At 46.8% G+C, this 22,635-nt stretch carries 24 protein-coding genes; 9 read left to right on the top strand and 15 right to left on the bottom strand.

All coding sequences use genetic code 11. The features are described from left to right. Nucleotides 1-216: 216 nt before the first annotated feature. A complete protein-coding gene (locus CLV25_RS09225) occupies nucleotides 217-408 on the bottom strand; it encodes a ferredoxin (RefSeq protein ID WP_131839356.1) in 192 nt (63 codons plus the stop codon). Nucleotides 409-441: 33 nt separating this feature from the next. Further along, nucleotides 442-993 (bottom strand): hemerythrin domain-containing protein, encoded by a 552-nt coding sequence (locus CLV25_RS09220; RefSeq protein ID WP_131839355.1) that lies wholly within the window; start codon nucleotides 991-993, stop codon nucleotides 442-444. A gap of 242 nt (nucleotides 994-1,235) precedes the next feature. Here CLV25_RS09220 and CLV25_RS09215 point away from each other — a divergent pair, with 242 nt between their 5' ends. The 5 genes from CLV25_RS09215 (at nucleotide 1,236) to CLV25_RS09195 (ending at nucleotide 4,867) form a co-directional block, all read left to right on the top strand. Then, complete coding sequence (locus CLV25_RS09215) at nucleotides 1,236-1,463, top strand: hypothetical protein (RefSeq protein WP_131839354.1); 228 nt, start codon at nucleotides 1,236-1,238, stop codon at nucleotides 1,461-1,463. Nucleotides 1,464-1,681: 218 nt separating this feature from the next. Beyond that, nucleotides 1,682-2,104 carry an arsenate reductase/protein-tyrosine-phosphatase family protein gene (locus tag CLV25_RS09210; protein ID WP_131839353.1) on the top strand — a complete coding sequence of 141 codons (423 nt, stop codon included), beginning with the start codon at nucleotides 1,682-1,684 and terminating at the stop codon, nucleotides 2,102-2,104. Nucleotides 2,105-2,106: 2 nt separating this feature from the next. After that, a complete protein-coding gene (locus CLV25_RS09205; protein WP_131839352.1) occupies nucleotides 2,107-2,520 on the top strand; it encodes a secondary thiamine-phosphate synthase enzyme YjbQ in 414 nt (137 codons plus the stop codon). A gap of 113 nt (nucleotides 2,521-2,633) precedes the next feature. Then, nucleotides 2,634-4,241: a thiamine pyrophosphate-dependent enzyme gene (locus CLV25_RS09200; RefSeq protein ID WP_131839351.1), complete on the top strand. Its 1,608-nt coding sequence runs from the start codon at nucleotides 2,634-2,636 to the stop codon at nucleotides 4,239-4,241. A 47-nt stretch (nucleotides 4,242-4,288) separates the two neighbouring features. After that, the gene (locus CLV25_RS09195; protein WP_131839350.1) at nucleotides 4,289-4,867 is read left to right on the top strand and encodes an indolepyruvate oxidoreductase subunit beta; all 579 of its coding nucleotides are present in this window, start codon (nucleotides 4,289-4,291) and stop codon (nucleotides 4,865-4,867) included. Between the two features lie 134 nt (nucleotides 4,868-5,001). On the opposite strand, the gene rsxA is transcribed toward CLV25_RS09195, so the two are convergent. From rsxA to recG, 9 genes are all read right to left on the bottom strand, one after another. Beyond that, a complete protein-coding gene (rsxA, locus tag CLV25_RS09190) occupies nucleotides 5,002-5,574 on the bottom strand; it encodes an electron transport complex subunit RsxA (RefSeq protein WP_131839349.1) in 573 nt (190 codons plus the stop codon). 2 nt (nucleotides 5,575-5,576) lie between these two features. Next, nucleotides 5,577-6,161, bottom strand: coding sequence for an electron transport complex subunit RsxE (rsxE, locus tag CLV25_RS09185; protein WP_131839348.1), 585 nt, complete (start codon nucleotides 6,159-6,161; stop codon nucleotides 5,577-5,579). Beyond that, on the bottom strand, nucleotides 6,158-6,733 hold the full coding sequence (locus CLV25_RS09180; protein WP_131839347.1) for an RnfABCDGE type electron transport complex subunit G: 576 nt from the start codon (nucleotides 6,731-6,733) through the stop codon (nucleotides 6,158-6,160). Before CLV25_RS09180 ends, rsxE begins: the two co-directional genes overlap by 4 nt. Further along, nucleotides 6,726-7,724 carry an RnfABCDGE type electron transport complex subunit D gene (locus CLV25_RS09175; protein ID WP_131839346.1) on the bottom strand — a complete coding sequence of 333 codons (999 nt, stop codon included), beginning with the start codon at nucleotides 7,722-7,724 and terminating at the stop codon, nucleotides 6,726-6,728. Before CLV25_RS09175 ends, CLV25_RS09180 begins: the two co-directional genes overlap by 8 nt. A gap of 23 nt (nucleotides 7,725-7,747) precedes the next feature. Further along, the gene (gene rsxC / locus CLV25_RS09170; RefSeq protein WP_131839345.1) at nucleotides 7,748-9,079 is read right to left on the bottom strand and encodes an electron transport complex subunit RsxC; all 1,332 of its coding nucleotides are present in this window, start codon (nucleotides 9,077-9,079) and stop codon (nucleotides 7,748-7,750) included. Between the two features lie 31 nt (nucleotides 9,080-9,110). Beyond that, the gene (locus CLV25_RS09165) at nucleotides 9,111-9,971 is read right to left on the bottom strand and encodes a Fe-S cluster domain-containing protein (protein WP_131839344.1); all 861 of its coding nucleotides are present in this window, start codon (nucleotides 9,969-9,971) and stop codon (nucleotides 9,111-9,113) included. Nucleotides 9,972-9,992: 21 nt separating this feature from the next. Continuing rightward, complete coding sequence (locus CLV25_RS09160; RefSeq protein ID WP_131839343.1) at nucleotides 9,993-10,415, bottom strand: SoxR reducing system RseC family protein; 423 nt, start codon at nucleotides 10,413-10,415, stop codon at nucleotides 9,993-9,995. A gap of 136 nt (nucleotides 10,416-10,551) precedes the next feature. Then, nucleotides 10,552-11,412, bottom strand: coding sequence for a DUF3108 domain-containing protein (locus tag CLV25_RS09155; protein WP_131839342.1), 861 nt, complete (start codon nucleotides 11,410-11,412; stop codon nucleotides 10,552-10,554). 502 nt (nucleotides 11,413-11,914) lie between these two features. Beyond that, nucleotides 11,915-14,026 (bottom strand): ATP-dependent DNA helicase RecG, encoded by a 2,112-nt coding sequence (gene recG, locus CLV25_RS09145; RefSeq protein WP_131839340.1) that lies wholly within the window; start codon nucleotides 14,024-14,026, stop codon nucleotides 11,915-11,917. 74 nt (nucleotides 14,027-14,100) lie between these two features. Here recG and CLV25_RS09140 point away from each other — a divergent pair, with 74 nt between their 5' ends. From CLV25_RS09140 to CLV25_RS09125, 4 genes are all read left to right on the top strand, one after another. Beyond that, nucleotides 14,101-14,874: an O-methyltransferase gene (locus CLV25_RS09140; RefSeq protein ID WP_165877047.1), complete on the top strand. Its 774-nt coding sequence runs from the start codon at nucleotides 14,101-14,103 to the stop codon at nucleotides 14,872-14,874. A 39-nt stretch (nucleotides 14,875-14,913) separates the two neighbouring features. Continuing rightward, on the top strand, nucleotides 14,914-15,642 hold the full coding sequence (locus CLV25_RS09135) for an ABC transporter ATP-binding protein (protein WP_131839338.1): 729 nt from the start codon (nucleotides 14,914-14,916) through the stop codon (nucleotides 15,640-15,642). A gap of 1 nt (nucleotide 15,643) precedes the next feature. After that, nucleotides 15,644-16,195, top strand: coding sequence for a cob(I)yrinic acid a,c-diamide adenosyltransferase (locus CLV25_RS09130; protein ID WP_131839337.1), 552 nt, complete (start codon nucleotides 15,644-15,646; stop codon nucleotides 16,193-16,195). 80 nt (nucleotides 16,196-16,275) lie between these two features. Next, nucleotides 16,276-16,497, top strand: coding sequence for a DUF2795 domain-containing protein (locus tag CLV25_RS09125; protein WP_131839336.1), 222 nt, complete (start codon nucleotides 16,276-16,278; stop codon nucleotides 16,495-16,497). A gap of 25 nt (nucleotides 16,498-16,522) precedes the next feature. Here the strand turns inward: CLV25_RS09125 and CLV25_RS09120 are convergent, their stop codons facing one another. The 4 genes from CLV25_RS09120 to guaB form a co-directional block, all read right to left on the bottom strand. Continuing rightward, nucleotides 16,523-18,133, bottom strand: coding sequence for an OstA-like protein (locus CLV25_RS09120; RefSeq protein WP_131839335.1), 1,611 nt, complete (start codon nucleotides 18,131-18,133; stop codon nucleotides 16,523-16,525). 6 nt (nucleotides 18,134-18,139) lie between these two features. Next, nucleotides 18,140-19,513, bottom strand: a complete 1,374-nt coding sequence (locus tag CLV25_RS09115) for a peptidylprolyl isomerase (RefSeq protein WP_131839334.1) — start codon at nucleotides 19,511-19,513, stop codon at nucleotides 18,140-18,142. A gap of 7 nt (nucleotides 19,514-19,520) precedes the next feature. Beyond that, nucleotides 19,521-20,378: a hypothetical protein gene (locus CLV25_RS09110; RefSeq protein ID WP_131839333.1), complete on the bottom strand. Its 858-nt coding sequence runs from the start codon at nucleotides 20,376-20,378 to the stop codon at nucleotides 19,521-19,523. Nucleotides 20,379-20,820: 442 nt separating this feature from the next. After that, entirely contained in the window at nucleotides 20,821-22,287 is a 1,467-nt protein-coding gene (gene guaB, locus CLV25_RS09105) for an IMP dehydrogenase (RefSeq protein WP_131839332.1), read from the bottom strand. Nucleotides 22,288-22,635 lie beyond the last annotated feature (348 nt).

Genomic DNA, 22,635 nt, shown 5'->3' with positions numbered 1-22,635 from the left:
CCTAGGGGATTAAACTCATTTCCCTCTTGGTCTTCTTTTCCTCAAGAACAATCAAACACCTTCTTTTGTCATTTCTTAAAGGTAAAAGGGGATAACGTGTTGCTATGGTGCAATAGTCGCGTTTATCTCAGCAAACCAACCAACGGCAAGCAACCCAACCTCGAAGTATCAGCCTTACTCCGTAAACATGGTGGCCTTGGCCGAAGACCAATAAACCTACTCCGTGTACTTAATTACGCTAACCGGGCAGCTTTCTGCAGCCTCCTTGATTTTCGCTTCGTGGTCGGAATAGCTTACGCCTTCTATTACTGTCGAGATGTCCTTCAGCACAAATACTTCCGGACAAATTTCAACGCATAGCCCACATGCAATGCAGTCCTCTTCTACCCAAACTTTTGATATTGCCATAGCTTTGTTTTTTTTTGTAAGTACTAGCTAATTCTAAAGGTAAGCATCTTTAAGCTCTTTAAGCAGCTTATGGTACTCTTCGTGCTTACCCACACCAATTTTTTCGGCTTCTAACCTTTCGAAAGCGTCGAAGAGCGCCGATTGCTCCTTCTCGTCCAGCACCTTGTCGGCCATCATAAATAGCACGTTGTTTTCCTTCTCGATATGGGCCCTAAGAAGCTGAACGTATCCCCTTGCCGCATCAACAAAGCTCGTAGCAGCATGCATGTTTCCAGCCTTAAGCTCTTCAACGGCATCAGCTAGCGCCTTGATATACTCCCTTCCCATTACATGCTCGTTAAGCATCACCCCAACAGGGCCACCCTCGTTGGGTATACCATGCTTTACCAGCTCTGGAAATAGAATATCCTCTTCTTTGCCGTGATGGCACCTATCGGCAAAGCCCTTTAGGAAATCGATTATCCTTTCGCAATGGGCCGTATTGGGCACTTTGCCTTGCTCCACGTCCATGGCAATCTTTTCCATAATTCGAAGCATTAGCTTAATGCCTTCGTGCTCGTCTTTCAGCTGTTGTGTGGCTTTCATTATCAACCCTCCTAAATCGTTGTTTTTTACCGCCATCCTTGCGTTCGACAATGCTTGCCGATGATGGCAGCAATCCGGTATTGTATAGCCATCTAACAGCGAAACGGCAGAAAAGTCATCACACCCTGTTTAAAAATTGTTTATAACCTGTTAATAACTTTGTTGAAAACTCTTTTTTAAATGCCGCAAAAAGGCTTACTTTGCCGATAAGTCAACGAATTGCTAATATAACCTGTATAGAAATGGCCCTTGTTAGTAACCTACAGAGAAGAAACTCGCTCGGAACACCGATTGCTATGCGCAGCAAGAGGATTTACCGTCAAACTGTAGTATTCAACAGCTCGGAGATGAGCACCGTTGAGTTCTTTTGCAACAAGTACAAGATTCAGAATCGTGGTAAGTTCTTCCGCGAAACGATCATTACGGCTGTTCTACAGAAGCTGGAGCAAGATCATCCACGCCTATTCTAAGCACGTATCGATATAACGTACCCTCCTATACCGAGGGTATTTTTTTATAGTCGAGATGTGAGATATTAGATTTTAGACATTAGATGTGGGAAGTGCGAAACAGCTTCCATCCCTTTACCCTCTCATCAAAAGGGAACGAATGTTACCTTCTCTCGTTTTAATTCTTTTAACTTCATCTAACTCCATCTCATTCGTTTAACTTCCGATTGAAACTTGATATGAAAAAGATACTTATTATAGGAGAAGATAACGCCTGCCGCTCGCAGATGGCCGAGGGTTGGATGCGTTACTACACCCGAAACCATGCCGAGGTGGTGAGCGCAGGGCTTACCAAGCAGCCCGTAGACTTACATGCCGCCAACTCCATGTCGAATGCCATTATCGATATATCGAGGCACGTTAGCAAGTCTATAGAAGAGGTTAACGGCGAGGAGTACGACTTCGTACTTTACGTTTTCGAGCCGGCTTCTTTAGACGGTATAGAGCTTAAGGGTACGCCTAAGGTTATAGTACAACCCTTCGACAAGCCCCAGCAGGGTGCCAACGCAAAGGAAACCGACGCTAACTACGCCCGTATAAGGGATGAGATAGAGAACTACTGTTTCGATTTTGCCCACCAGTACATACGTAAGCTTTACTAGCAATGGTAGCACAGGTAGAGATAGCGCTTCCGCCCTACCCCAAAGGGTTTCACCTAATCACCCGGACTATCCAGGATAAGGTAGCCCCATTGCTGCCCGAAAGCGGCCTGCTCAACCTATTTATACATCACACATCGGCAGCGCTATCCATCAACGAGAATGCCGATCCATCGGTCCGCACCGACTTCGAAACATTTGTCGATAGCTGGATACCCGAAAGCTACCCACACTACACCCACGTCGACGAGGGCGCCGACGATATGCCCGCACACATAAAAGCCTCCACGTTTGGGGTATCCATCAACATTCCTATTAGCAATCACAAGCTTAAGCTGGGTACCTGGCAGGGCATCTACCTATGCGAGTTTCGTCGGCACGGTGGAAGCCGAAGAGTTACAGCTACGATTCTCTATTAAACACATCAAATAACTTACACTTCCTAAGAATATTTGTTTTTGGACTATGAAATAGTTCAAATAATACTACATTTGCTAAAATTACTTAGCTTACAAAAAACATCAAAAGTCATATGGAAAGAAAGCTCTTCCTAGGTGATGAAGCCATAGCCCAAGGAGCGATAGATGGCGGCCTATCAGGCCTCTACGCCTATCCTGGCACTCCATCAACCGAGATTATGGAGTACATCCAAAGTTCGAAAGAAGCTCGCGAAAAGAACATCCACAACGTATGGTCGACCAACGAGAAAACTGCAATGGAAGCCGCCTTGGGGATGTCGTATGCTGGGAAACGAGCAATGGTGTGCTTTAAGCACGTTGGCCTTAACGTTGCTGCCGACTGCTTTATGAACGCATCGATCACCGGAGTAAACGGTGGCTTGGTTGTAGTTTCGGCCGATGACCCTTCAATGCACTCGTCGCAAAACGAGCAGGATTCGCGCTACTACGCTAAGTTCGCAATGATTCCTATTCTTGAGCCATCGAACCAGCAGGAAGCCTACGATATGGCCTACTCGGCATTCGAGCTAAGCGAAAAGTTTAGGGTGCCTGTAATGATCCGTATTACAACCCGCATGGCGCACTCGCGTGCAGGCGTTGCTACCAAGGCAAAAAAGGAGCAAAACGGGCTTAAGCTACCAGCAAATCCCCGTCAGTTTGTGCTACTACCCGCTATTGCCCGCAAGAACTACAAAACGCTTCTTGCCACACAAGAGCCTATGGTAAAGGATTCCGAAAATTCGGCATTCAACCAGCTAGTTGATGGACCTAATAAAAAGCTTGGTATAATTGCTTCGGGTATCGCCTATAACTACCTAATGGAAAACTTCGATGGAGTATCGCCATACCCTGTGCTTAAGGTTTGCCAATACCCACTACCCTACAAACAAGTAGAAGCGCTATACAACCAATGCGACGAGCTGCTTATTATGGAAGAAGGCTATCCAATCATCGAGGAGATGATTAAGGGCTTCCTAGCAGTTGGCAAGCCAATCCATGGCCGCCTAGATGGCACTCTTCCACGCGATGGCGAGCTTACCCCTGCCATTGTTGCTAAAGGATTAGGAATGCCAGTTGAAGAAGGCCAACCAATTCCTGAAGAGGTGGTAATGCCACGTCCTCCTGCACTTTGCAACGGCTGCGGACACCGCGACGTTTACGCCGATCTTCTTGAGGCTATCCTCGAGTACGGAGAAGGCCGCGTATTTGCCGATATAGGCTGCTATACGCTTGGTGCATTGCCTCCATTCAACGCCATCAACACCTGTGTAGATATGGGCGCATCAATCACCATGGCTAAGGGTGCTTCGGATGCCGGATTGGTACCTGCTGTTGCCGTAATTGGCGACTCTACCTTTACCCACTCGGGTATGACCGGTCTACTTGATGCCGTTATCGAAAACACGCCTATTACCGTTGTTATTTCCGACAACTCGACAACAGGTATGACAGGTGGACAATCGTCGAATGCGTATGGCCGATTGGTTGACATCGTTACCGGCCTTGGCGTTCACCCTGATCACATTCGCGTAATCATTCCTCTTAAGAAGAACCACGAGGAAAACATCCGCATCATTAAAGAAGAGCTTGCCTACAATGGTGTATCGGTTATCATTCCACAGCGCGAGTGTATCCAAACAGCAGCACGTAGAAAAAAGGCTGAAGCAAAATCAAAAGAGTAATGTAACGCAACGCTAGATAAGCAAGCGTTCAATAAAAAACTAAAAGGATGAAAACAGATATCATACTTGCAGGCGTTGGCGGACAAGGCATCCTATCGATTGCTGCTGCTATTGGAACAGCCGCCGTGCAAAGCAACCTATACCTTAAGCAGTCGGAGGTTCACGGGATGAGCCAACGCGGTGGCGATGTACAGTCGCACCTCCGCATCTCGGATAAGCCTATTGCATCGGACCTAATTCCGCTTGGCAAAGGCGACATCATCATTTCCGTTGAACCAATGGAGGCGCTACGCTACCTTCCATACCTATCGAAAGATGGCTGGATTGTAACCAACACTACTCCATTCATCAACATTCCTAACTATCCCGAGCAGGAAAAGCTGATGGATACGCTCAAGGGACAAAAGAACGTTATCGCCATCGATGCTGATGCCATTGCTAAGGATGCAGGTTCGGCTCGTTCGGCTAACATGGTGATTCTTGGTGCAGCCTCGGCATACCTTAACATGCCTATCGAGGTTATAGAGAAGGCTATCGTAACGCTTTTCGAGCGTAAAGGGCAGGACATCGTAGATGCCAACCTAAAAGCTTTCAACGCCGGAAGAGAAGCCGCTAAAGTAAAGTAGGCTTCCTTGCAAAAAACATAAGGCTCCTTTTGCTTTTGCGAAAGGAGCCTTTTTTAGCTACTAAACTATATCCCTTATAAAAAAAGCCTCCGAAATTTCGGAGGCTTTTTTTATAGTAGCGGCAGAGCCATACGTTAAACCATACCAGAGAACCCCATAAAGGCCATTGCCAAGATACCGGCAGTAACCAATGCAATTGGAATTCCCTTCATTTCCTTAGGAACATTGGCCAACTCCATCTCTTCGCGTAAGCTCGCAAAAAGAACAATAGCCAAACCATAACCTAAACCGATAGCAACGCTAAACACCATGCTATGCATTAGGTCGTAGTTTTTCTGTTGAACCAATATGGCAACACCTAGCACCGCACAGTTTGTTGTAATCAGCGGAAGGAAAACGCCCAAAGCCTGATAAAGCGCAGGGCTTATCTTTTTAAGGATAATCTCCACCATTTGTACCAGCGCCGCAATCACCAAAATAAAGGAGATGGTCTGCATAAAGGTGATGTTAAGCGGAACAAGCACATACTTTTGCAGCAACCAGGTTATAAGCGTAGAAAGAGCAATAACGAAGGTTACGGCACCCGACATACCAATGGACGTTTCAACCTTATTGGATACCCCCAAGAAAGGACAAATACCCAAGAATTGCGATAGAACGATGTTGTTAACGAATATCGCAGATATAGCTATGATAAAAAAATCCATTACTACTTCTTTTTATTGATTCGGTTAAAGAGCACCATCAGATAGCCAAGTACAATAAATGCCCCTGGAGCAAGAATAAACACCAGCATACCGTCTGTTCCTACCAGCTTATGACCAAATATCGACCAGCTACCTAAGAACTCGCGAACGGCGCCTAAAACGGTGAGCGAAAGGGTAAAACCAAGTCCCATTCCAATACCATCGAGCAACGATGCAAGCACCCCGCTTTTTGAGGCAAACGCTTCAGCACGACCTAGCACAATACAGTTAACCACAATAAGCGGAATAAAGATACCAAGCGTTGCGTAAAGAGCAGGAACGTAAGCCTGCATAAGCAGGTCGACCATTGTTACGAACGTTGCAATAATAACGATGTAGGCAGGAATACGAACCTTGCTCGGAATTTGGCTGGCCACCAACGAAATGGCTACATTCGAAAGCGCAAGTACGAAAAGGGTTGCAGCTCCCATTCCCATCCCATTTAATGCTGATGAGGTAGTTGCCAAAGTAGGGCACATACCCAGAAGCAGCACAAAGGTTGGGTTTTCTTTTATAATACCTCTGGTGAGGTTACTTAGCTGGCTCATTGCTTACCTCCTTTCATGTAGGCCTCGTAGGCACGGTTTACGGCATCGGTAAAGGCGCGCGAGGTAATGGTAGATGCAGTAATAGCATCAACATCTCCCCCATCCTTTTTTACCATCATTTTGAACGTCTTTGGGTTCTTTCCCTCAAACTGAACGCTAAAGTTGGACTTCGATTTCTCCATCTTATCGCCCAAGCCTGGAGTTTCCTTATGGGCTAGCACCTCTACGCTTTTAATGGTTCCATCTGGCATAAGGCCAACCATTAGCGTAAAGTGTCCAGCAAATCCCTTGTTGGTAAATGTTTCGATAGCAGTTCCTACAAGTTTACCCCCCTTACGTGCAGGGTAAAGACGAAGGGTATCGCCATCCACCGCCATTTTGTAAACCTCCTCTCCGGGATTATTATCAAAAGTTGGAACAACCTTTTGGATGGCCTCGTTAATTTTGGCAGCCTTTGCGGCTCCAATTGGTGCAAGCGTAACCAAGTACACCCCGGCCAGTGCCGCAGCGGCAAAGAACGAGATAACCAAAAGCGTTAGCACCATATTCTTAAAAGATGATTCTTTAGCCATGACGCACCTCCCCAAATGCTTTAGGTTTAACGTACTTGTTGATGAGCGGCGTTGCAGCATTCATCAAAAGAATGGCAAACGAAACACCCTCGGGATATGCACCAAAATCGCGAATTAGAATGGTTAGCACTCCGATACCTATTGCATAGTATATCATTCCTCGCGATGTCATTGGAGAAGTTACATAGTCGGTTGCCATAAAGATGGCTCCAAGCATTACACCTCCTGTAACTAGGTGGAAAATAGGATCTACAAACTTATCTGGGTTAATCATCCAAAGAATTCCGGCAAATACGGTTATGGTACCCATAATGGTAATAGGGATATGCCAGGTAATTACCTTACGAATAAGAAGGTAAACCAGCCCAAGAAGAAGCGCAGCAGCAGAAACTTCTCCCAACGATCCACCCATGTTGCCGAGGAAAAGATCCATGTACGATGGGATTGAGCCTATAACCTCCGATACGGGCTTACCGGCCTTTACGGCCTCCTTTACGATGCCAAGAGGGGTTGCTCCTGTTACCGCATCAATGTACGATGCACGCGAAGCAATTGGAGCAGGCCAAGAGGTCATTTGCACCGGAAACGAGATAAGCAGGAATACACGCCCTACAAGTGCTGGGTTAAATAAGTTAGAACCAAGACCTCCGAAGCTCATCTTGGCAACGCCTATGGCTACTAACGAGCCAAGCACCACCAAAAGTGGAGAGATATTGGTAGGAAGGTTGAAGGCCAAAAGCATACCGGTAACAACAGCCGAAAGGTTACCTATAGTGTAAGGCCCCTTAATAAGATACTTCTGTATAAGGAATTCGAAGAGGATGCAAGCGCCAACAGCAACTAAGGTTGTAATAATGGCTCCCCACCCAAAGAAAAATATCGAAACGGCCCAAGCCGGAATCAAGGCAATAATCACATCCAACATCAGGCGTTGGGTGCTATAGCTGCCATGAACATGGGGCGAGGACGCTACTATAAATTGTCTTTCCATTTATTTGGATTGTTTTTTCTGTTCTACTTTTTTCGCGAACGCATAATTTGCATTACAGCACTCTTTCCATTGCGGATGTAATCGAGCAACGGAATACCTGCAGGGCAGGTATAGGCACACGAACCGCACTCTATACAGTCCGTAACCTTGCCAGCCTCAAGCTCTGGATACATCTTACGCGCGCTGAGCTTATTTAGAAGGAATGGTTCGAGCCCCATTGGACATGCGCTTACGCACTTAGCACAACGAATACACTCCGAAGCAACCGGACGCACCGCCATGTTTTCTACCATTACCAGAACGCCACTTGTCCCCTTGGTAACCGGCGATTTTTCGGTTGATAGCGCCTTACCCATCATTGGACCACCGCTAATAAGCTTAACGTTTCCTTCAGCAAGCCCTCCTGCAGCCTCAAGAAGCTGGCTAATTGGAGTTCCTACACGAACAAAAAAGTTGGATGGTTTTGCAATAGACTTACCTGTAACGGTAACAACCCTATCGATTAAAGGCTTATTCTTTTGTACCGCCTCGTAGGTGGCAAATGCTGTTGCCACATTCTGAACAACGGCTCCAACATCTATTGGTAGGCCACCCGAAGGAATCTCGCGGTTAATGGTTGCCTTAACCAGCTGCTTTTCGCCTCCTTGTGGATACTTCACCTTAAGCGGTTGTACGCTAATCCCGCTATACTTTGGGGCTAGCTTGGTAAGGTTGGCAATAGCTTCTGGCTTGTTATTCTCGATACCGATAATGGCACGGCTAACGTTGATAGCCTTCATCAAAAGCTTAACGCCAATAAGCACCTCATCGCCGCGCTCAACCATAAGCCTGTCGTCGGCAGTAAGGTAAGGCTCGCACTCTACACCGTTGATGATAAGCACCTCGGCCTTTTTGCCGTCGGGCACCATCAGCTTAATATGCGAAGGGAAGGTTGCACCACCCATACCTACGATACCCATATCGGCAACCCGCTTGGTAATCTCCTGCGCCGATAGCGTAGTTTCTTCAACTAGAGTGCTCGATCTATCGATAGACTCATCCCACTCGTCGCCCTCTACGGCAATTACAACAGTTGGACGAGGGTATCCGCTACCATCCACAATGCTTTCGATCCCCGTAACGGTTCCCGAAACGGATGCGTGAATGTTGGCAGAAACAAAACCGCTAGCCTTAGCTATTAGCTGACCAACCTTTACCTTATCGCCTTTGGCAACAATAGCGGTTGCTGGCGCACCGATGTGCTGACCTAGCGGAATGTAGGCGATTTCGGGAAGAGGAAGAGCCTCTATCTTGCTGCTCGCCGATACCTTATTTTCTGGTGGATGAATGCCACCTATCTTGAATGTTCGTAACACGACTATCCTCCTTTTTAATGGTTTTGTGTGATTAAGCCTCTGCTTGTGCTTCGGGGGCTTCCTCTTTTGGCTTTGGAGGGAAGTTTACCTCATGAATTGCCGCAGTAGGACAAACAGCCACACATTTTCTACAAAGCTTACACTTGTTGAAGTCTATGTAGGCAACATTATTCTCGAGGGTTATGGCCTCGAATGGACATGTCTTAACGCACTTGCCGCAACCGATACATGCAGCACCGCAAGCCTTTTTAGCAACCGCGCCCTTGTCCTTATTGATACACGATACAAAGATGCGTCGACCTTTAGGTCCCTTCTTGCGCAGCTCAATTATCACCTTTGGACAAGCCTTTACGCATGCTCCGCAAGCGGTACACTTCTCTTCGTCGATAACAGGTAGGCCCGTTTGTTCGTCCATCCTCATTGCACCGAAGTTGCACACGTTTACGCAGTCGCCAAAACCAAGGCAGCCATACTGACACCCGGTTTGCCCTGCATAGGTAGCCGAAGCAATGGCACATGTTGGCGCTCCGTCGTACGTGTTAACGTCCTTGCGCACCTGCTTAGTACCGTTACATCGAAGAACCGCAACCATCGGGTCTTTTGCGGCAGCCTCGCGCCCTAAGTGCTTGGCTATCGTAAGCATTGTTTCGTTGCCGCCCACCGGACAGAAAAGTCCGTCCATGGTTTCGGCCTTTACGATTGCATCCGATAATCCTCGACAGCCAGGATAGCCGCAGCCTCCACAGTTAGCCCCGGGCAGCAACGCTTCCACCTCGTCAATTCGAGGATCTTCGTATACCTTGAACTTCTCGGCAACGAAGTAAAGCACCACCGCTAAGGCCACACCTAAAAGGCTCAGCGTGATTACAGTTAGTAAAATTGTTGTGTTCATTATTTAATGGTGTGATTTAGGCTAAAACTTTTCGATTCGCATTTCAAACTTCGACTCTAGGACCTTTCGCAGCAGGAAAAGGACGCCGTAGTAGATGGCTATAACCACCAAGGTTAGCAATGCCGAAACACCTTCGGAAAGAGAAAGGCTGGTAAATACCGCAACGCCTAGAATTAGTAGAACGATTGGAAGAATGTAGGCCAAGAATACGGATTTAAAACCTGTTGATGTAGACATAACAACATTAACCGTTTCGCCCTTTGTTACAGGTATGCCTGTGTTGGGAATCCTTACCTTTTTCTCAACTTGCTCAGACATCGAGCAGCCTCCTTTGGCATGGCACGAACTACATGCAGATGTGCTTACGATGCTAACGCAAATTGAGGTTTCAGTAACATCTTCGACAATACCTACATGCTGAATTCTTGAATTCTGCTTCGACATTTTTTAATCCGACAATAAATAAAAGGGTCGTTTTTAAACGCCCCGAATTTAGAGCTATTGACCCTTTTTTTACCAATCATCTCCACAAAAATAACAATCGGGCAACTAATTAATAACAATTCTAAATAGCCCCAACCTACTTGGACGCGACCTTGGAGGCCAGCGGATACCTCACATTCTTCATCTCGGTTATGCGGGCCTTAATGGTACCCACCTTAATGGGCGACTCCATATATATAGGTAGCCTATTCTGATCGGCGGTAATCCAGATAAACATGTTTTCTTTCCCGGTAAATGCTCGGCTCTTAACCATCTTTGCCGATAGCTTTATACATCGAAAGAACCCCATCCCTTTTACCTTAATGGTTTCAACCTTATCGTACTTGATGGCTATTGAATGCACCTTATCGTCAACGGCAAGATCAATAGAGAACCGATCGCCAAGCTGAAGCTTACTAAAGTCGACGTTCCGAATGCTGTATATGAGCGATATGACATCGTTGGTACAGGGCGTAATGGCGATGGTATCTAGGTAAGCGGGCTTGTTGCGCTTCTGTATGCGCGCCAAAATTCGCTTGTTATCCCAGTCGTAGGTGTAAAAATTCTTAAGCAGATACCCATCCTCGTTTACATCGCGATTAAAGAATAAGGGGCGTAACGAGCTTGGGTCGAGCCAGGTTTCGTAGATGTCGCGCACCTGGTAGAACCAGTCGTAGAAAGGCCGCGACTTACCATAACCATTTATACGAATGGCATCCTTACCATCCTTCTTTTCGGCGCTCAGCTTCAGCCAAACGTCTACAACATCGGTCCATACCAAGAACCAGCTGTAGCTAACCACGATCTTTATCTCCTCGTCGGTTCTAAATGCGCGCGTATCGAGGCTCGTATCGAGCTTGCAGCTGTTACGCTGTGCGCTAACCAGCATTGCAACAAGCATTATAGCAGACAAAATGCCATAGGAGAGTAACCTACCACTACGTTTTTTTAGTCTCATGGCGCTGTTCGTTTAGGCTACCAATATAGGAAAGAATTCAAACACCCGCACCCAAAGTATGAGTTTGCAGCAGATGCCGTATACGAGTATTGAAGCCTAGTATTGATGGTAAAATAAGAAGCCGCATCAGCCTCCGAAAACTTCCTAAAGGGGAAAGATACCCTTCCGCCCTCTACGCCAAGATGCCTTACCGGGTAGTATATCCTTCCGGCCTCTACGCCGAGTTGCCTTATCGGGTAGGATACTCTTACGGCCTCTACGCCGAGATGCCTTACCGGGTAGGATACCCTTCCGGCCTCTACGCCAAGGTGCCTTACCGGGTAGGATACCCTTCCGCCCTCTACGCCAAGGTACCTTACCGGGTAGGATACCCTTCCGCCCTCTACGCCGAGATGCCTTACCGGGTAGGATACCCTTCCGCCCTCTACGCCGAGATGCCTTACCGGGTAGGATACTCTTCCGGCCTCTACGCCAAGGTGCCTTACCGATAAGGTTCCTTGTCCTACGAAATCTCCTTCAGGTTTACCGCCTTATCGGCCGAGAGCTGCTGCAGCTGGTAGCGGAGTACGGCGTGCTGAGGCTGGGCGAGCGTTGGATCTTCTTCGAGGATCTCCTCGGCAACTCTACGGGCGTACTGTAGCAGCTGGCCGTCCTTGGCCAGGTTGGCAATCTTTAGGTCGAAGGGGATGCCGCTCTGCTGGGTACCCTCCAAGTCGCCGGGACCGCGCAGCTTCAGGTCGGCCTCGGCAATCTCGAAGCCGTCGTTGGTGGCCACCATCGTATCCAAGCGCTTCTTCGACTCCTTGGATAGCTTGTAGCCCGACATTAGGATGCAGTACGACTGCTCGGCGCCGCGCCCCACGCGCCCTCGTAGCTGGTGCAGCTGCGATAGGCCAAAGCGCTCGGAGCTCTCAATCACCATCACCGAGGCGTTGGGCACGTTCACCCCCACCTCAATCACCGTGGTGGCCACCATGATGTGCGCCTTACCGCTGGCAAACTGGTTCATCGAGATGTCCTTATCCTCGGCCTTCATCTTGCCGTGCAGCACCACCGTCTGGTACTCGGGCAGCGGGAATGCACGGGTGATGCTCTCATAGCCATCCTCCAGGTCCTTGTAGTCCATCTTCTCGCTCTCCTTAATCAGCGGATAGACGACGTACACCTGCCGCCCAAGGTCAATCTGCTCCTTCATGAAGCCGAAGAGGCGGCGGCGCTGGCTGTCGGTAAAGTGCATGGTGGTGATGGGCTTTCGACCAGGGGGCAACTCGTCGATCACCGACACCTCCAGATCACCGTAGATGGTCATCGCCAGCGTTCGGGGGATGGGCGTTGCCGACATCACCAGAATATGTGGGGGCAGATGGTTCTTGGTCCAGAGCTTGGCGCGCTGCATCACCCCAAAGCGGTGCTGCTCGTCGATGATCACCAAGCCGAGGTTGCTAAACTGAACGACATCCTCGATGAGCGCATGGGTTCCTATCAGTATGTTGATTTCGCCCGAGAGCAGCCCCTCGTGGATGGCGGTTCGCGCCTTCTTCCGGGTCGATCCGGTAAGCAGCGCCACCTTTACGGGCATATCCTTCAGCATCCCCGTAATCGACTCGTAGTGCTGGTTGGCCAGAATCTCGGTGGGCGCCATCAGGCTCACCTGATAGCCGTTGTCGCTGGCGATAAGCGACATCATCAGCGCCACCAGCGTCTTGCCGCTGCCCACATCGCCCTGTAGCAGGCGGTTCATCTGCCGTCCGCTGCCCATATCGGCCCGCATCTCCTTAATCACCCTCTTTTGGGCGCCGGTAAGCGGAAAGGGAAGGTAACTGCTGTAAAAGGTGTTGAACTTATCGCCAACCACCTTGCACACGAGCCCGTTGGTGGTGCGCTCGCGAATCACCTTTTGCTTGAGCAGGTTTAGCTGAATGTAGAAGAGCTCCTCGAACTTCAACCGCTGAACGGCGTGAGCCAGCAGCTGCGAGTTTTTGGGGAAGTGGATATTCAGAAGCGCCTCGCGCAGCGGCAGCAGCTTTAGCTGCTTAACGATATGCTCAGGCAGCGTCTCGTCTATCTGATGAAGGGTCATTTGCAGCAGCGTGGCAATAATGCGCGAGAAAGCTTTTGTTGATAGGAATCCATCCTTCAGCTTTTCGGTGCTGCTGTACACCCCGTGTATGGCGGTATTGATGATACCCTCCTCCGTTTTGGGCTGCTCTATCTCGGGATGGGCAATGTTAAGCTTACCGTTAAAAGCCGTTGGCTTACCAAAAAGAACGTACTCCACGCCTATCTTATACTTATCCTTAACCCACTTTACGCCCTGAAACCAGACCACCTCGATGGATGAGCGGCCATCACTAAAGTAGCCCAAATAGCGTGCAGATCGACCATTACCCACAGTCTCGAAGCGAACAAACTTACCCTTTAGCTGGATGTAGGGCATGTCGGGGTGCAGCTCCGAGATCAGGTAAAACTTCGAGCGATCGACATACCTAAACGGAAACGTATAGAGCAGGTCTTTAAAGGTTCTTATACCTAGTTCCTTCTCTAAAAGCTGCGCTCGTTTTGGCCCAACACCAGGAATAAACTTAATTTCGCTATCTAAAACCGATGGTCGCATATGCCAACTAATGGTATTATCAACCAAAAATAGGCGAATTTTATTTTTAATTTCGCACACAATTAGCAAAAATGATGAATAAGGCATTTCAGATAGTAGAATACGCACGTTACCTCCTAAAGTCAGAGCACTGGCGTGGCCATGGCGTACACTCCCCTTTCATGTACAAGTTTATTCGGGAAACGCTTATGAAAGCGTCAAAAAAGCCCAACGCCAGCCAGTACGCTAAGGAGCTAAAGCGTATCGCTCCTAGAACCATTGCCAAGAGCAACTTTGGTGCATCGCCCAGCAACGAAACAGATTCGACAACCCGACTGCTTCAGAAGATCAGCATCAGTCCAAAGTATGGTAAGCTGCTTAACACCATCGTTTGTAACTACGGTCCCAAGGAGGTGCTCGAGCTGGGCTCAGGATTAGGCGTATCGTCGTACTATCTTGCAAACAGCAACCCCAATAGCCATATAGTAACCGTAGAAGGAATGAAGGCGTATGCTGATATTGCGCAAGCAACCTTTAAGAACCTTGGTGTCACCAACGTTTCAGTAAACAACAGCACCTTCAACGTATTCTTTGAAAACCTTACCCCTACCCAAAAGTTCGATCTCATTTTCATTGATGGCGCCCACACCTACGAGGCTACCATCAGCAACTTCGAGCGTTCATTAATCGTTGCAGCACCAGAAGCGTTTATCATACTTGATGATATTCGCTGGTCGGAGGATATGCTACGCGCATGGAACGATGTAAAACAGCATCCAAAAGTGCGCGTTAGTGCCGATTTTGGACGAATTGGCATAATATTTCTGAATCCAGTACTACAAAAACAGGAATATCAGGTACGCTATTAAAAAATTTTCTATTTTCATGGAAAATATAGCGTCAAGCATATGGAAGGAAAAGCAATTATCAAAATAGAAGGAATCACAAAATTCTACAAGGTAGGAACACAAACCGTGAAGGCTCTCCGGGGCGTAGACTTGCAGATCGGAAGCAACGAGTATGTTGCCATAATGGGGCCATCGGGTTCGGGAAAAACAACCCTCATGAACATACTTGGCTGCCTAGACTCTCCAACAGGCGGCATTTACGTGCTCAATGGAACCGATGTCAGCAAGATGAACGATGATGAGCTTGCCGAAGTTAGAAATAAGGAAATCGGATTCGTCTTTCAAACATTCAACCTACTTCCACGTTATTCCGCATTAGATAATGTAATGCTGCCCCTTATTTATGCCGGCGACAGCCGACAGGAACGTGAAAAAAAGGCTATTAGTGCACTAGAAAACGTAGGATTGAGTGATAGAATTACGCATAAGCCCAACGAGCTATCGGGAGGACAGCGCCAACGCGTAGCTGTTGCTCGTGCGCTTATCAACAATCCATCAATCATTCTAGCCGACGAACCAACAGGCAACCTTGACTCAAAAACCTCGGTAGATATCATGAACCTATTCGAGGATATATACAAGCAAGGCAATACCATAATTGTCGTAACCCACGAAGAGGACATTGCAAAGCATGCACGTAGAATAGTCCGCCTCCGCGACGGACTAATTGAGTCGGATCAAATTAACGAGAATCCAACTCTTTACCAAGAAGTAACAATAGAAGGGTAAAATGAAAATTTACACAAAGACAGGAGATAAAGGAACAACATCGTTGGCAACAGGCACGCGTGTGCCCAAAACCAATCCCAGGATCGAAGCATACGGAACGGTAGACGAGCTAACCTCGTACGTTGCGCTAGTTAGGGATCTTTACGACAAAGAGGAGGTAAAGGACACTTTACTTGAAATTTTGGATCGGCTAATGACCATTGGAGGCATTCTCTCGTTCGATGTTATCGATCCTACCTACAAAATTCCGCACCTAAAAGACGAAGATTTCACCTATATAGAAGGTAAAATTGACGCATACACCGCAGAAATACCCCCTCTCCGCGCGTTTGTGATACCAGGAGGGACGGCCTTATCATCGCACTGCCACGTTGCCCGAAGCATCTGCCGAAGAGCCGAGCGCTATACCTTAAGGCTTGCAGAACAAAGCGATGTGCCCGAAAGTTGCATTCGTTATCTCAACCGTCTTTCCGATTTTCTTTTCGTTTTAGCACGAAAAGCGATTAAAGACGCCAATGCTAGCGAAATTGTATGGAAACCACGAGTAGAATAGAAGAATTTTTTTTTATTTTGCAGAAAACGCAGAAATGCTAGATCAACCCAATTAGCGAATTACTCAAAAAAAATATCACTATGTATTGGACTCTAGAACTTGCATCTAAGCTAGAAGATGCACCTTGGCCAGCTTCAAAAGAAGAACTTATTGACTACGCCACCCGCTCAGGAGCCCCTTTAGAGGTTATTGAGAACCTTCAGGAAATTGAAGATGAGGGCGAAATTTACGAGAGCATTGAAGATATCTGGCCTGATTATCCAAGCAAAGACGATTTCTTCTTTAATGAAGATGAATACTAAAAAATAAGGAGATCTAACGATCTCCTTATTTTTTTATCTCATTCGAAAGCTTCTTTCCGTTTATGCGCTGATAAATTGGAAACGTAGGCCGTGGCGTCTCAAGAACCTCCTTTGCCATGCTCTTGCGCACTTGCTTTTGGGTGACATCGAATCTGGTTAAAGGTCTGCCATCGGGCCTCCACTTAAAACCTTTAAGCTTAAGCTGCGACTCCTCTACCTTTTCGAGAGGAAACATGTTAGACTCTGGCTTTACCCGGAATACCATGTTTTCGACCTTTCCATCGGAAAGTGTAATACCAATACCGCTACTAGTAGCTAGGTTTACCCCTTTTATCACAGTGCTATCCTTAACAAAGTACACCGTTTGTCCATTCCCTTTTACATCAACCTTAGATATTTTATTATCCTTAAAGTAGGCAACCATGCTACGCCCCTTTATTTGGTTAAAGTAATCATCCGTTTCCTTCTGTGCTATAAAAGAGTTTAGCACCATCTCGGCTCTGTCAACTTTCCTATTCTTGGTGAAAATGGAGATAGAATCTGCCGATATCTGATTCTGCTCATTCCAAATCAAAGGAACACCGTACATATACATTACCGAATCCTTAGTGGTGTACACCAACGAATCGCAAGCCCCCTGAATATCTTTACGGAAAAAACGAACCTTATGAAGCGCCTTTGCAAAGCGGATTAAAGAATCCTTGTCTACAGCTTTCTTGTTACGCAAGTTGTACACCATTAGCGTATCGGCGCGAAGAAATAGCGTATCCTCCTTTGGTTGAAAAGTAACAGCAGCGGCCTTCTTAGTCATAAATGCATACTCGCGATTCCTATCAACAAAACCGTAATCGCCTAGAAGAGCACCGTGGTTAGCCGTATCTAGTAAACATATATTTCGACCTAAATAAAGGAACTCCTTTTTCTTATTGTAAACGATGGAATCGGCCCAGGCCTGGTTCTCCTCCGAAAGAGCATACGAATTTTCGAAAAGGGTGAATACCTTAGATGGTTCGTGGTAGGTTCCCTTTTTACAGGTTAGCATCCCATCCTTATGCCAAAAAACTGACTTACCTAACACCGTTACCTTTTGTGCTTTCTTATCGTAAACCACAGAGTCAGCAATGGCAAGATAGTCGGGATGATGAACCTGAACACTCTTCGTTAGGCTTGCTTGTCCCGAGTTGTCATCGTAAAAGCCAAACTCTCCTTCGATGATTGAACCTTCCGATTCTATAACTCCGCCACCAGAAAAGGACATTTCGCCCTTATTTAACCTGTAATTTACAAAGGGGGCTTTAAGAACAGCACCATCCTTACTAACTATACGAACAATTCCGGTATAACTTGTAATACGAGCAAGGTCTTCTGATCTGTCAAAATCCATTTCAGAACCATACAGTTTACTTCCTTCGCGGGTAATTACTAAATTCCCAGTTGCCAATATTCTATTATTAGGCATCTGAACGGCTCTATCGCACGTAATACGAACTCCTTCCTTTTGGAAATAAACATTACCTGTCATTACTTGATTTCCCTCAGATCCCGAAAGGTTATCGGCGCCCGAAATCCATCGCGATTGCCCACTGGCAACAGATTGTATAAATACAAATAGTACTAGAAGTTTAAGAATCTTCATCTACACCTATTTAATCCAACCTTTTTTACGGAAATCGCACTTTACATACGAGGTGTCGATTCGGATGTACATCCTCAGGATTGCTTCATCCAGCCATTTTTCGAAGTACTCCTCCTGTTTTTTCTGTAGGGCAATATCCTGAATAAGCTTAAAGTCATCTTTTAGGTTTGCCACATGAGAAGGGATGAACTTCTCGATCTTGGTAATTTTTACAACAGACTGTTGAGCATCGTCTACCGATTCGTATGGTTGGGAGATTTGTCCCTCCTTTAAGCTGCTAATCGAGTAATAGTCCTTAGGATTGATATAGTCCTTATCAAACTTGGTCGTGTTATAGTTCATGTTAGAGCCATAAGGAACCATATTAACCACCAACCCTCCATTCAAACGGCTATTCTTGTCTTCCGAAAATCTGAGTGCTGCATTCTCGAAAGAAATGGAGTCCTTACGTATAAGGTTGGCAATGCTGTCGAGCTTATTTATAACCTGCATCTTATGCTCTGCAGAAAAATCTGGTTTAATTAGAATATGGCGAGCATTAAAGAGGTCGCCCTTGCGCTCGATCATCTGAATAATGTGGAAACCATACTCTGACTCTACGATATTTGACACCTGTCCTTCCTTAAGGTTAGCACAAGCATCAGCAAATGGCTTAACATAATTCTTTGCCGGAGCGAAGCCTAATTCGCCGCCTCGCTTAGCCGACTCGATATCCTGCGAATATAGAATTGCTAAGTTCGAAAACTTTTCCCCCTTTAGGATACGCTCACGAATCGAAAGTAGCTTATCCTTAGCCTCTAACTTTGCATTACTGCCTGCTGGTGGGTAAAGAACTATTTGGCGGAATATATACTGATCGGGAAGAAGAGGAAGGCTATCCTTTGGAAGCTTGCCGAAGAACTTTTGTACATCGGTTGGGGTTACGGTAACCTTCTCCATAATTGATGAACGTTCCTGTTGAGCTAGGTACTGGTCCTTGATGGTTTCGCGAAGTTCCTGTCTAATCTGATAGGCCGTTTTCTTGTACATCTCTTCGACAGCTTTCATAGAACCCATTGTAGCAACAAGCCTATCCATCCTATCTTGTAGAGCACCTTCTACCCCCATCTGGTTGATCTTGAGACTATCGATACGAGCCTGGTTAAGAAGCAGCTTTTCGGTAAGCATTTGCTCCAATATTTGGCACTTTACATCTCCATTAGTTGGTAATTCGCCGCTTTGCTTCATCATCAGCAAGCGCTGATCAATATCCGATGAAAGGATAATATCCTTACCTACAACTGCTACAATATAATCCACCAAGCCCTTTTGCTGGGCAAATGACATAAAACTGGTGGCTAGAAGAAATAGCGTTAGTACCACTTTTAAAAGCTTTCGCATATAGAATTTATTTATTATCAACGTAAACTTTCACCTTATTTTGGCGCTTTGCGTTCTCAAATACACCCTTTTCTAAACTCTCGATAAGCTCCTGACGGCGCTTATTAAGAATCACACTTTTAATGTTCTCCATTTCGTAGTCGAAAGGCGATACCGATCCTTTAAGCCTATACTGCCTAACCGACACAAAGTAGGTATAGTCGTTATCGTTCTGCTCAAAGTTGGGATTTTTTGCTAGAAATTCATCCGCATTTTCAGGTTTTGTTGGCAGTTCGCTCAATATTTCGTTAAAGAAGACCCACTTATCGTTGAAGTAGTCGAAGTTTTCGGCTGCCTGACGCCCTATGTTTTCCAACTCTTTCATCGACGACTCTCCACCTACCTTGTACAGCGATCGTATCTTATCAAGATAAGGGGAAGTCGTTTTTACCTTTATATATAGCGCCTTTACGATGGAAGCAGGAAGAATAAAGCTCTGCGCGTTGGCGCTATATACCTTCTGTATTTCCTCCTTCGAGACGTTGGTGTCGAGTTTTTGGTTTAGGTATTGCTGCTCGTAGCGATTAATCAGGAGCGTACTCCTGTAGTCATCCAACTCCTGCGTAACATCCATGTCGGAGCTCGAAAGGTTTTCTTCGGCAATGCTCAGAAGAATCTGCTTACGAGTCCAGCTATCGATATACCCCTTTAGTATTTCGAGGCTATCGGAAGGCTTTACCCCTTCGGGGAAAATATCCTTGATATCCGAGATGTAAAGCTTCTTTCCAAACGCTTCAGCAATAGGTTCTTCTTGGACATCCCTAAAAAAGGAACAGGACGTTACCCCAACCATTAGCACAAGTATGTACAGTCCTTTCTTCATCATCTTTTGGCCAGTATAGCTGACAGCCTACAAAAATAGGCAAATAGCCGATTTAATTACTATGATAACGCATAGTAGCGGCATTTTATTAGAGGAAATGTAAAAAACTTGAACTTTATTGGAGATGTGCGATGTAAAATTTAAGACAACTTCGACACAGAGACTCAGAGGTCACAGAGTATTTATCTTAACTAGGTTATTGCCTCTTCTGCCTAACTTTCGTTTTAAACACAGAGGTGCACGTTTTTTTTGCTTCTTTGACTTTATCTGCAAAACCCACCCCTGCCCCTCCCAAGGAGGGGAAAACAGCCTTGATTGTAACTAGGCCGATATTTCATACTGCCTGTGTCTGGGAATCGCATATCTCACATCGCACATCATATAATCAAAAAAAAGAGCCACGCTAGCTGGTAACGTGGCTCGGAAGTATGGTAAAACCTACGGCTTATCGGCTGTAGTTTGGAGCTTCGCTGGTAATCTGTACGTCGTGAGGGTGGCTTTCGTTCATACCCGAGCTGGTGATGCGGATAAACTTGGCATTCTTAAGCGCTACGATGGTTGGTGCACCACAGTAGCCCATTCCGGCTCGTAGGCCTCCGATCATTTGGTAGAGCACCTCGGCAAGGTTTCCCTTAAAGGGAACGCGGGCAACGATACCTTCGGGAACCAGCTTCTTGATATCGTCTTCCACATCTTGGAAGTAGCGATCCTTAGAGCCTTGCTGCATAGCATCCAACGATCCCATACCTCGGTACGACTTAAACTTACGCCCGTTGAAGATGATGGTTTCGCCTGGAGATTCCTCCACCCCTGCAAATAGCGATCCGGCCATAATGGTATCGGCACCTGCGGCCAACGCCTTAACGATATCGCCCGAGTAGCGGATACCGCCATCAGCAATAATCGGAACACCTGTACCCTTAATGGCATTGTACACGTCCCAAACGGCTTCGAGCTGAGGTACGCCTACTCCGGCAATAACGCGGGTGGTGCAAATTGAGCCTGGTCCAATACCAACCTTAACGGCATCGGCTCCGGCATCTACCAGCATGCGGGCAGCATCACCGGTAGCGATATTTCCGATAACCACGTCAAGGCTTGGGTACGATTTCTTCACCAACTTAAGCAGGTCAATTACCCCTTTAGAGTGACCGTGTGCAGTATCGATAACGATGGCATCTACGCCAGCATCAACCAAAGCCTTAATGCGCACCAACGAATCGCCGGTTACGCCTACGCCTGCAGCAACCCTTAGGCGACCCTTCGAGTCCTTACATGCATTTGGGTTATCCTTAATCTTAGTGATATCCTTAAAGGTGAGAAGGCCAACGAGCTTGTTGTCCTTGTCGACAACGGGCAGCTTCTCGATCTTATTCTTCTTTAACAGTTCGGTAGCGGTTTCGATCTCGGTAGACATCGTGGTGATGATGTTGTCCGAGGTCATTACCTCGTGTACCGGGCGCTTCAGGTCCTCCTGAAAGCGAAGGTCGCGGTTAGTTACAATCCCTACAAGAGTGTTGCTGTCGTCAACAACCGGAATTCCACCGATCTTATTCTCCTTCATCAAGCCAAGCGCATCGCCAACTGATCCCGAGAAGTGTAGGGTGATTGGATCGTAGATCATGCCATTTTCGGCACGCTTTACCTTACGAACCTCTGCGGCCTGCTTTTCGATGGACATGTTCTTGTGGATTACCCCGATACCTCCCTCGCGAGCGATGGCAATGGCCAGCTCAGCCTCGGTTACGGTATCCATGGCAGCCGATACGATAGGCGCATTCAGCTTAATGTTACGGGTAAATCGGGTTGAAATGTCGACGTTGCGGGGCAGAACTTCAGAATAGGCTGGTACTAAGAGAACATCATCGAAGGTTAACCCTTCGTTTACGAGCTTATCTTTAATGAACGACATCTGGGGGTATTTTTTAAAATTGAGCAAAAGTAGTATTTTTCTGCTCACGAGCCGCCCTCAGCACGCAAGATTGACATTCTTTAATGATAACCAACGCTACAATGCGCCACGAGCATTGCAGAAAGGAACCCTGCTTGCAGAATGCCCCCATGCAACTTGCAGGAAAGAATCTTGAGCTCAGGACAACTCTATGCAAACCTCAGGAAGCCTGTCTAGAACTAGGATGGCTCTATGCAGACTTCAGGAAGCCTGTCTAGAACTAGGACGGCTCTATGCAGACTTCAGGAAGCCTGTCTAGAATTAGATCGGCTCCATGCAGACCTCAGGAAGCCTGTCTAGTACCAGATG

The sequence above is a fragment of the Acetobacteroides hydrogenigenes genome (assembly GCF_004340205.1).
In the GTDB taxonomy this organism is placed as follows: Bacteria; Bacteroidota; Bacteroidia; order Bacteroidales; family ZOR0009; genus Acetobacteroides; species Acetobacteroides hydrogenigenes.
Note: the sequence above shows the minus strand (reverse complement) of the source record. Positions and strands in the feature narration are given on the sequence as shown.

Excerpts from the sequence above, each read along its gene's own strand:
- CLV25_RS09205 (WP_131839352.1), top strand. The coding sequence starts at position 2,107 with ATGGTAGCACAGGTAGAGATAGCGCTTCCGCCCTACCCCAAAGGGTTT.
- CLV25_RS09115 (WP_131839334.1), bottom strand. The coding sequence starts at position 19,513 with ATGCGAAAGCTTTTAAAAGTGGTACTAACGCTATTTCTTCTAGCCACC.
- CLV25_RS09160 (WP_131839343.1), bottom strand. The coding sequence starts at position 10,415 with ATGTCGAAGCAGAATTCAAGAATTCAGCATGTAGGTATTGTCGAAGAT.
- CLV25_RS09140 (WP_165877047.1), top strand. The coding sequence starts at position 14,101 with ATGAATAAGGCATTTCAGATAGTAGAATACGCACGTTACCTCCTAAAG.
- guaB (WP_131839332.1), bottom strand. The coding sequence starts at position 22,287 with ATGTCGTTCATTAAAGATAAGCTCGTAAACGAAGGGTTAACCTTCGAT.
- CLV25_RS09120 (WP_131839335.1), bottom strand. The coding sequence starts at position 18,133 with ATGAAGATTCTTAAACTTCTAGTACTATTTGTATTTATACAATCTGTT.
- CLV25_RS09135 (WP_131839338.1), top strand. The coding sequence starts at position 14,914 with ATGGAAGGAAAAGCAATTATCAAAATAGAAGGAATCACAAAATTCTAC.
- recG (WP_131839340.1), bottom strand. The coding sequence starts at position 14,026 with ATGCGACCATCGGTTTTAGATAGCGAAATTAAGTTTATTCCTGGTGTT.
- CLV25_RS09220 (WP_131839355.1), bottom strand. The coding sequence starts at position 993 with ATGAAAGCCACACAACAGCTGAAAGACGAGCACGAAGGCATTAAGCTA.
- CLV25_RS09200 (WP_131839351.1), top strand. The coding sequence starts at position 2,634 with ATGGAAAGAAAGCTCTTCCTAGGTGATGAAGCCATAGCCCAAGGAGCG.
- CLV25_RS09210 (WP_131839353.1), top strand. The coding sequence starts at position 1,682 with ATGAAAAAGATACTTATTATAGGAGAAGATAACGCCTGCCGCTCGCAG.
- CLV25_RS09130 (WP_131839337.1), top strand. The coding sequence starts at position 15,644 with ATGAAAATTTACACAAAGACAGGAGATAAAGGAACAACATCGTTGGCA.
- CLV25_RS09225 (WP_131839356.1), bottom strand. The coding sequence starts at position 408 with ATGGCAATATCAAAAGTTTGGGTAGAAGAGGACTGCATTGCATGTGGG.
- CLV25_RS09180 (WP_131839347.1), bottom strand. The coding sequence starts at position 6,733 with ATGGCTAAAGAATCATCTTTTAAGAATATGGTGCTAACGCTTTTGGTT.
- CLV25_RS09195 (WP_131839350.1), top strand. The coding sequence starts at position 4,289 with ATGAAAACAGATATCATACTTGCAGGCGTTGGCGGACAAGGCATCCTA.
- rsxE (WP_131839348.1), bottom strand. The coding sequence starts at position 6,161 with ATGAGCCAGCTAAGTAACCTCACCAGAGGTATTATAAAAGAAAACCCA.
- CLV25_RS09165 (WP_131839344.1), bottom strand. The coding sequence starts at position 9,971 with ATGAACACAACAATTTTACTAACTGTAATCACGCTGAGCCTTTTAGGT.
- CLV25_RS09125 (WP_131839336.1), top strand. The coding sequence starts at position 16,276 with ATGTATTGGACTCTAGAACTTGCATCTAAGCTAGAAGATGCACCTTGG.
- CLV25_RS09215 (WP_131839354.1), top strand. The coding sequence starts at position 1,236 with ATGGCCCTTGTTAGTAACCTACAGAGAAGAAACTCGCTCGGAACACCG.
- CLV25_RS09155 (WP_131839342.1), bottom strand. The coding sequence starts at position 11,412 with ATGAGACTAAAAAAACGTAGTGGTAGGTTACTCTCCTATGGCATTTTG.
- CLV25_RS09175 (WP_131839346.1), bottom strand. The coding sequence starts at position 7,724 with ATGGAAAGACAATTTATAGTAGCGTCCTCGCCCCATGTTCATGGCAGC.
- rsxA (WP_131839349.1), bottom strand. The coding sequence starts at position 5,574 with ATGGATTTTTTTATCATAGCTATATCTGCGATATTCGTTAACAACATC.
- CLV25_RS09110 (WP_131839333.1), bottom strand. The coding sequence starts at position 20,378 with ATGATGAAGAAAGGACTGTACATACTTGTGCTAATGGTTGGGGTAACG.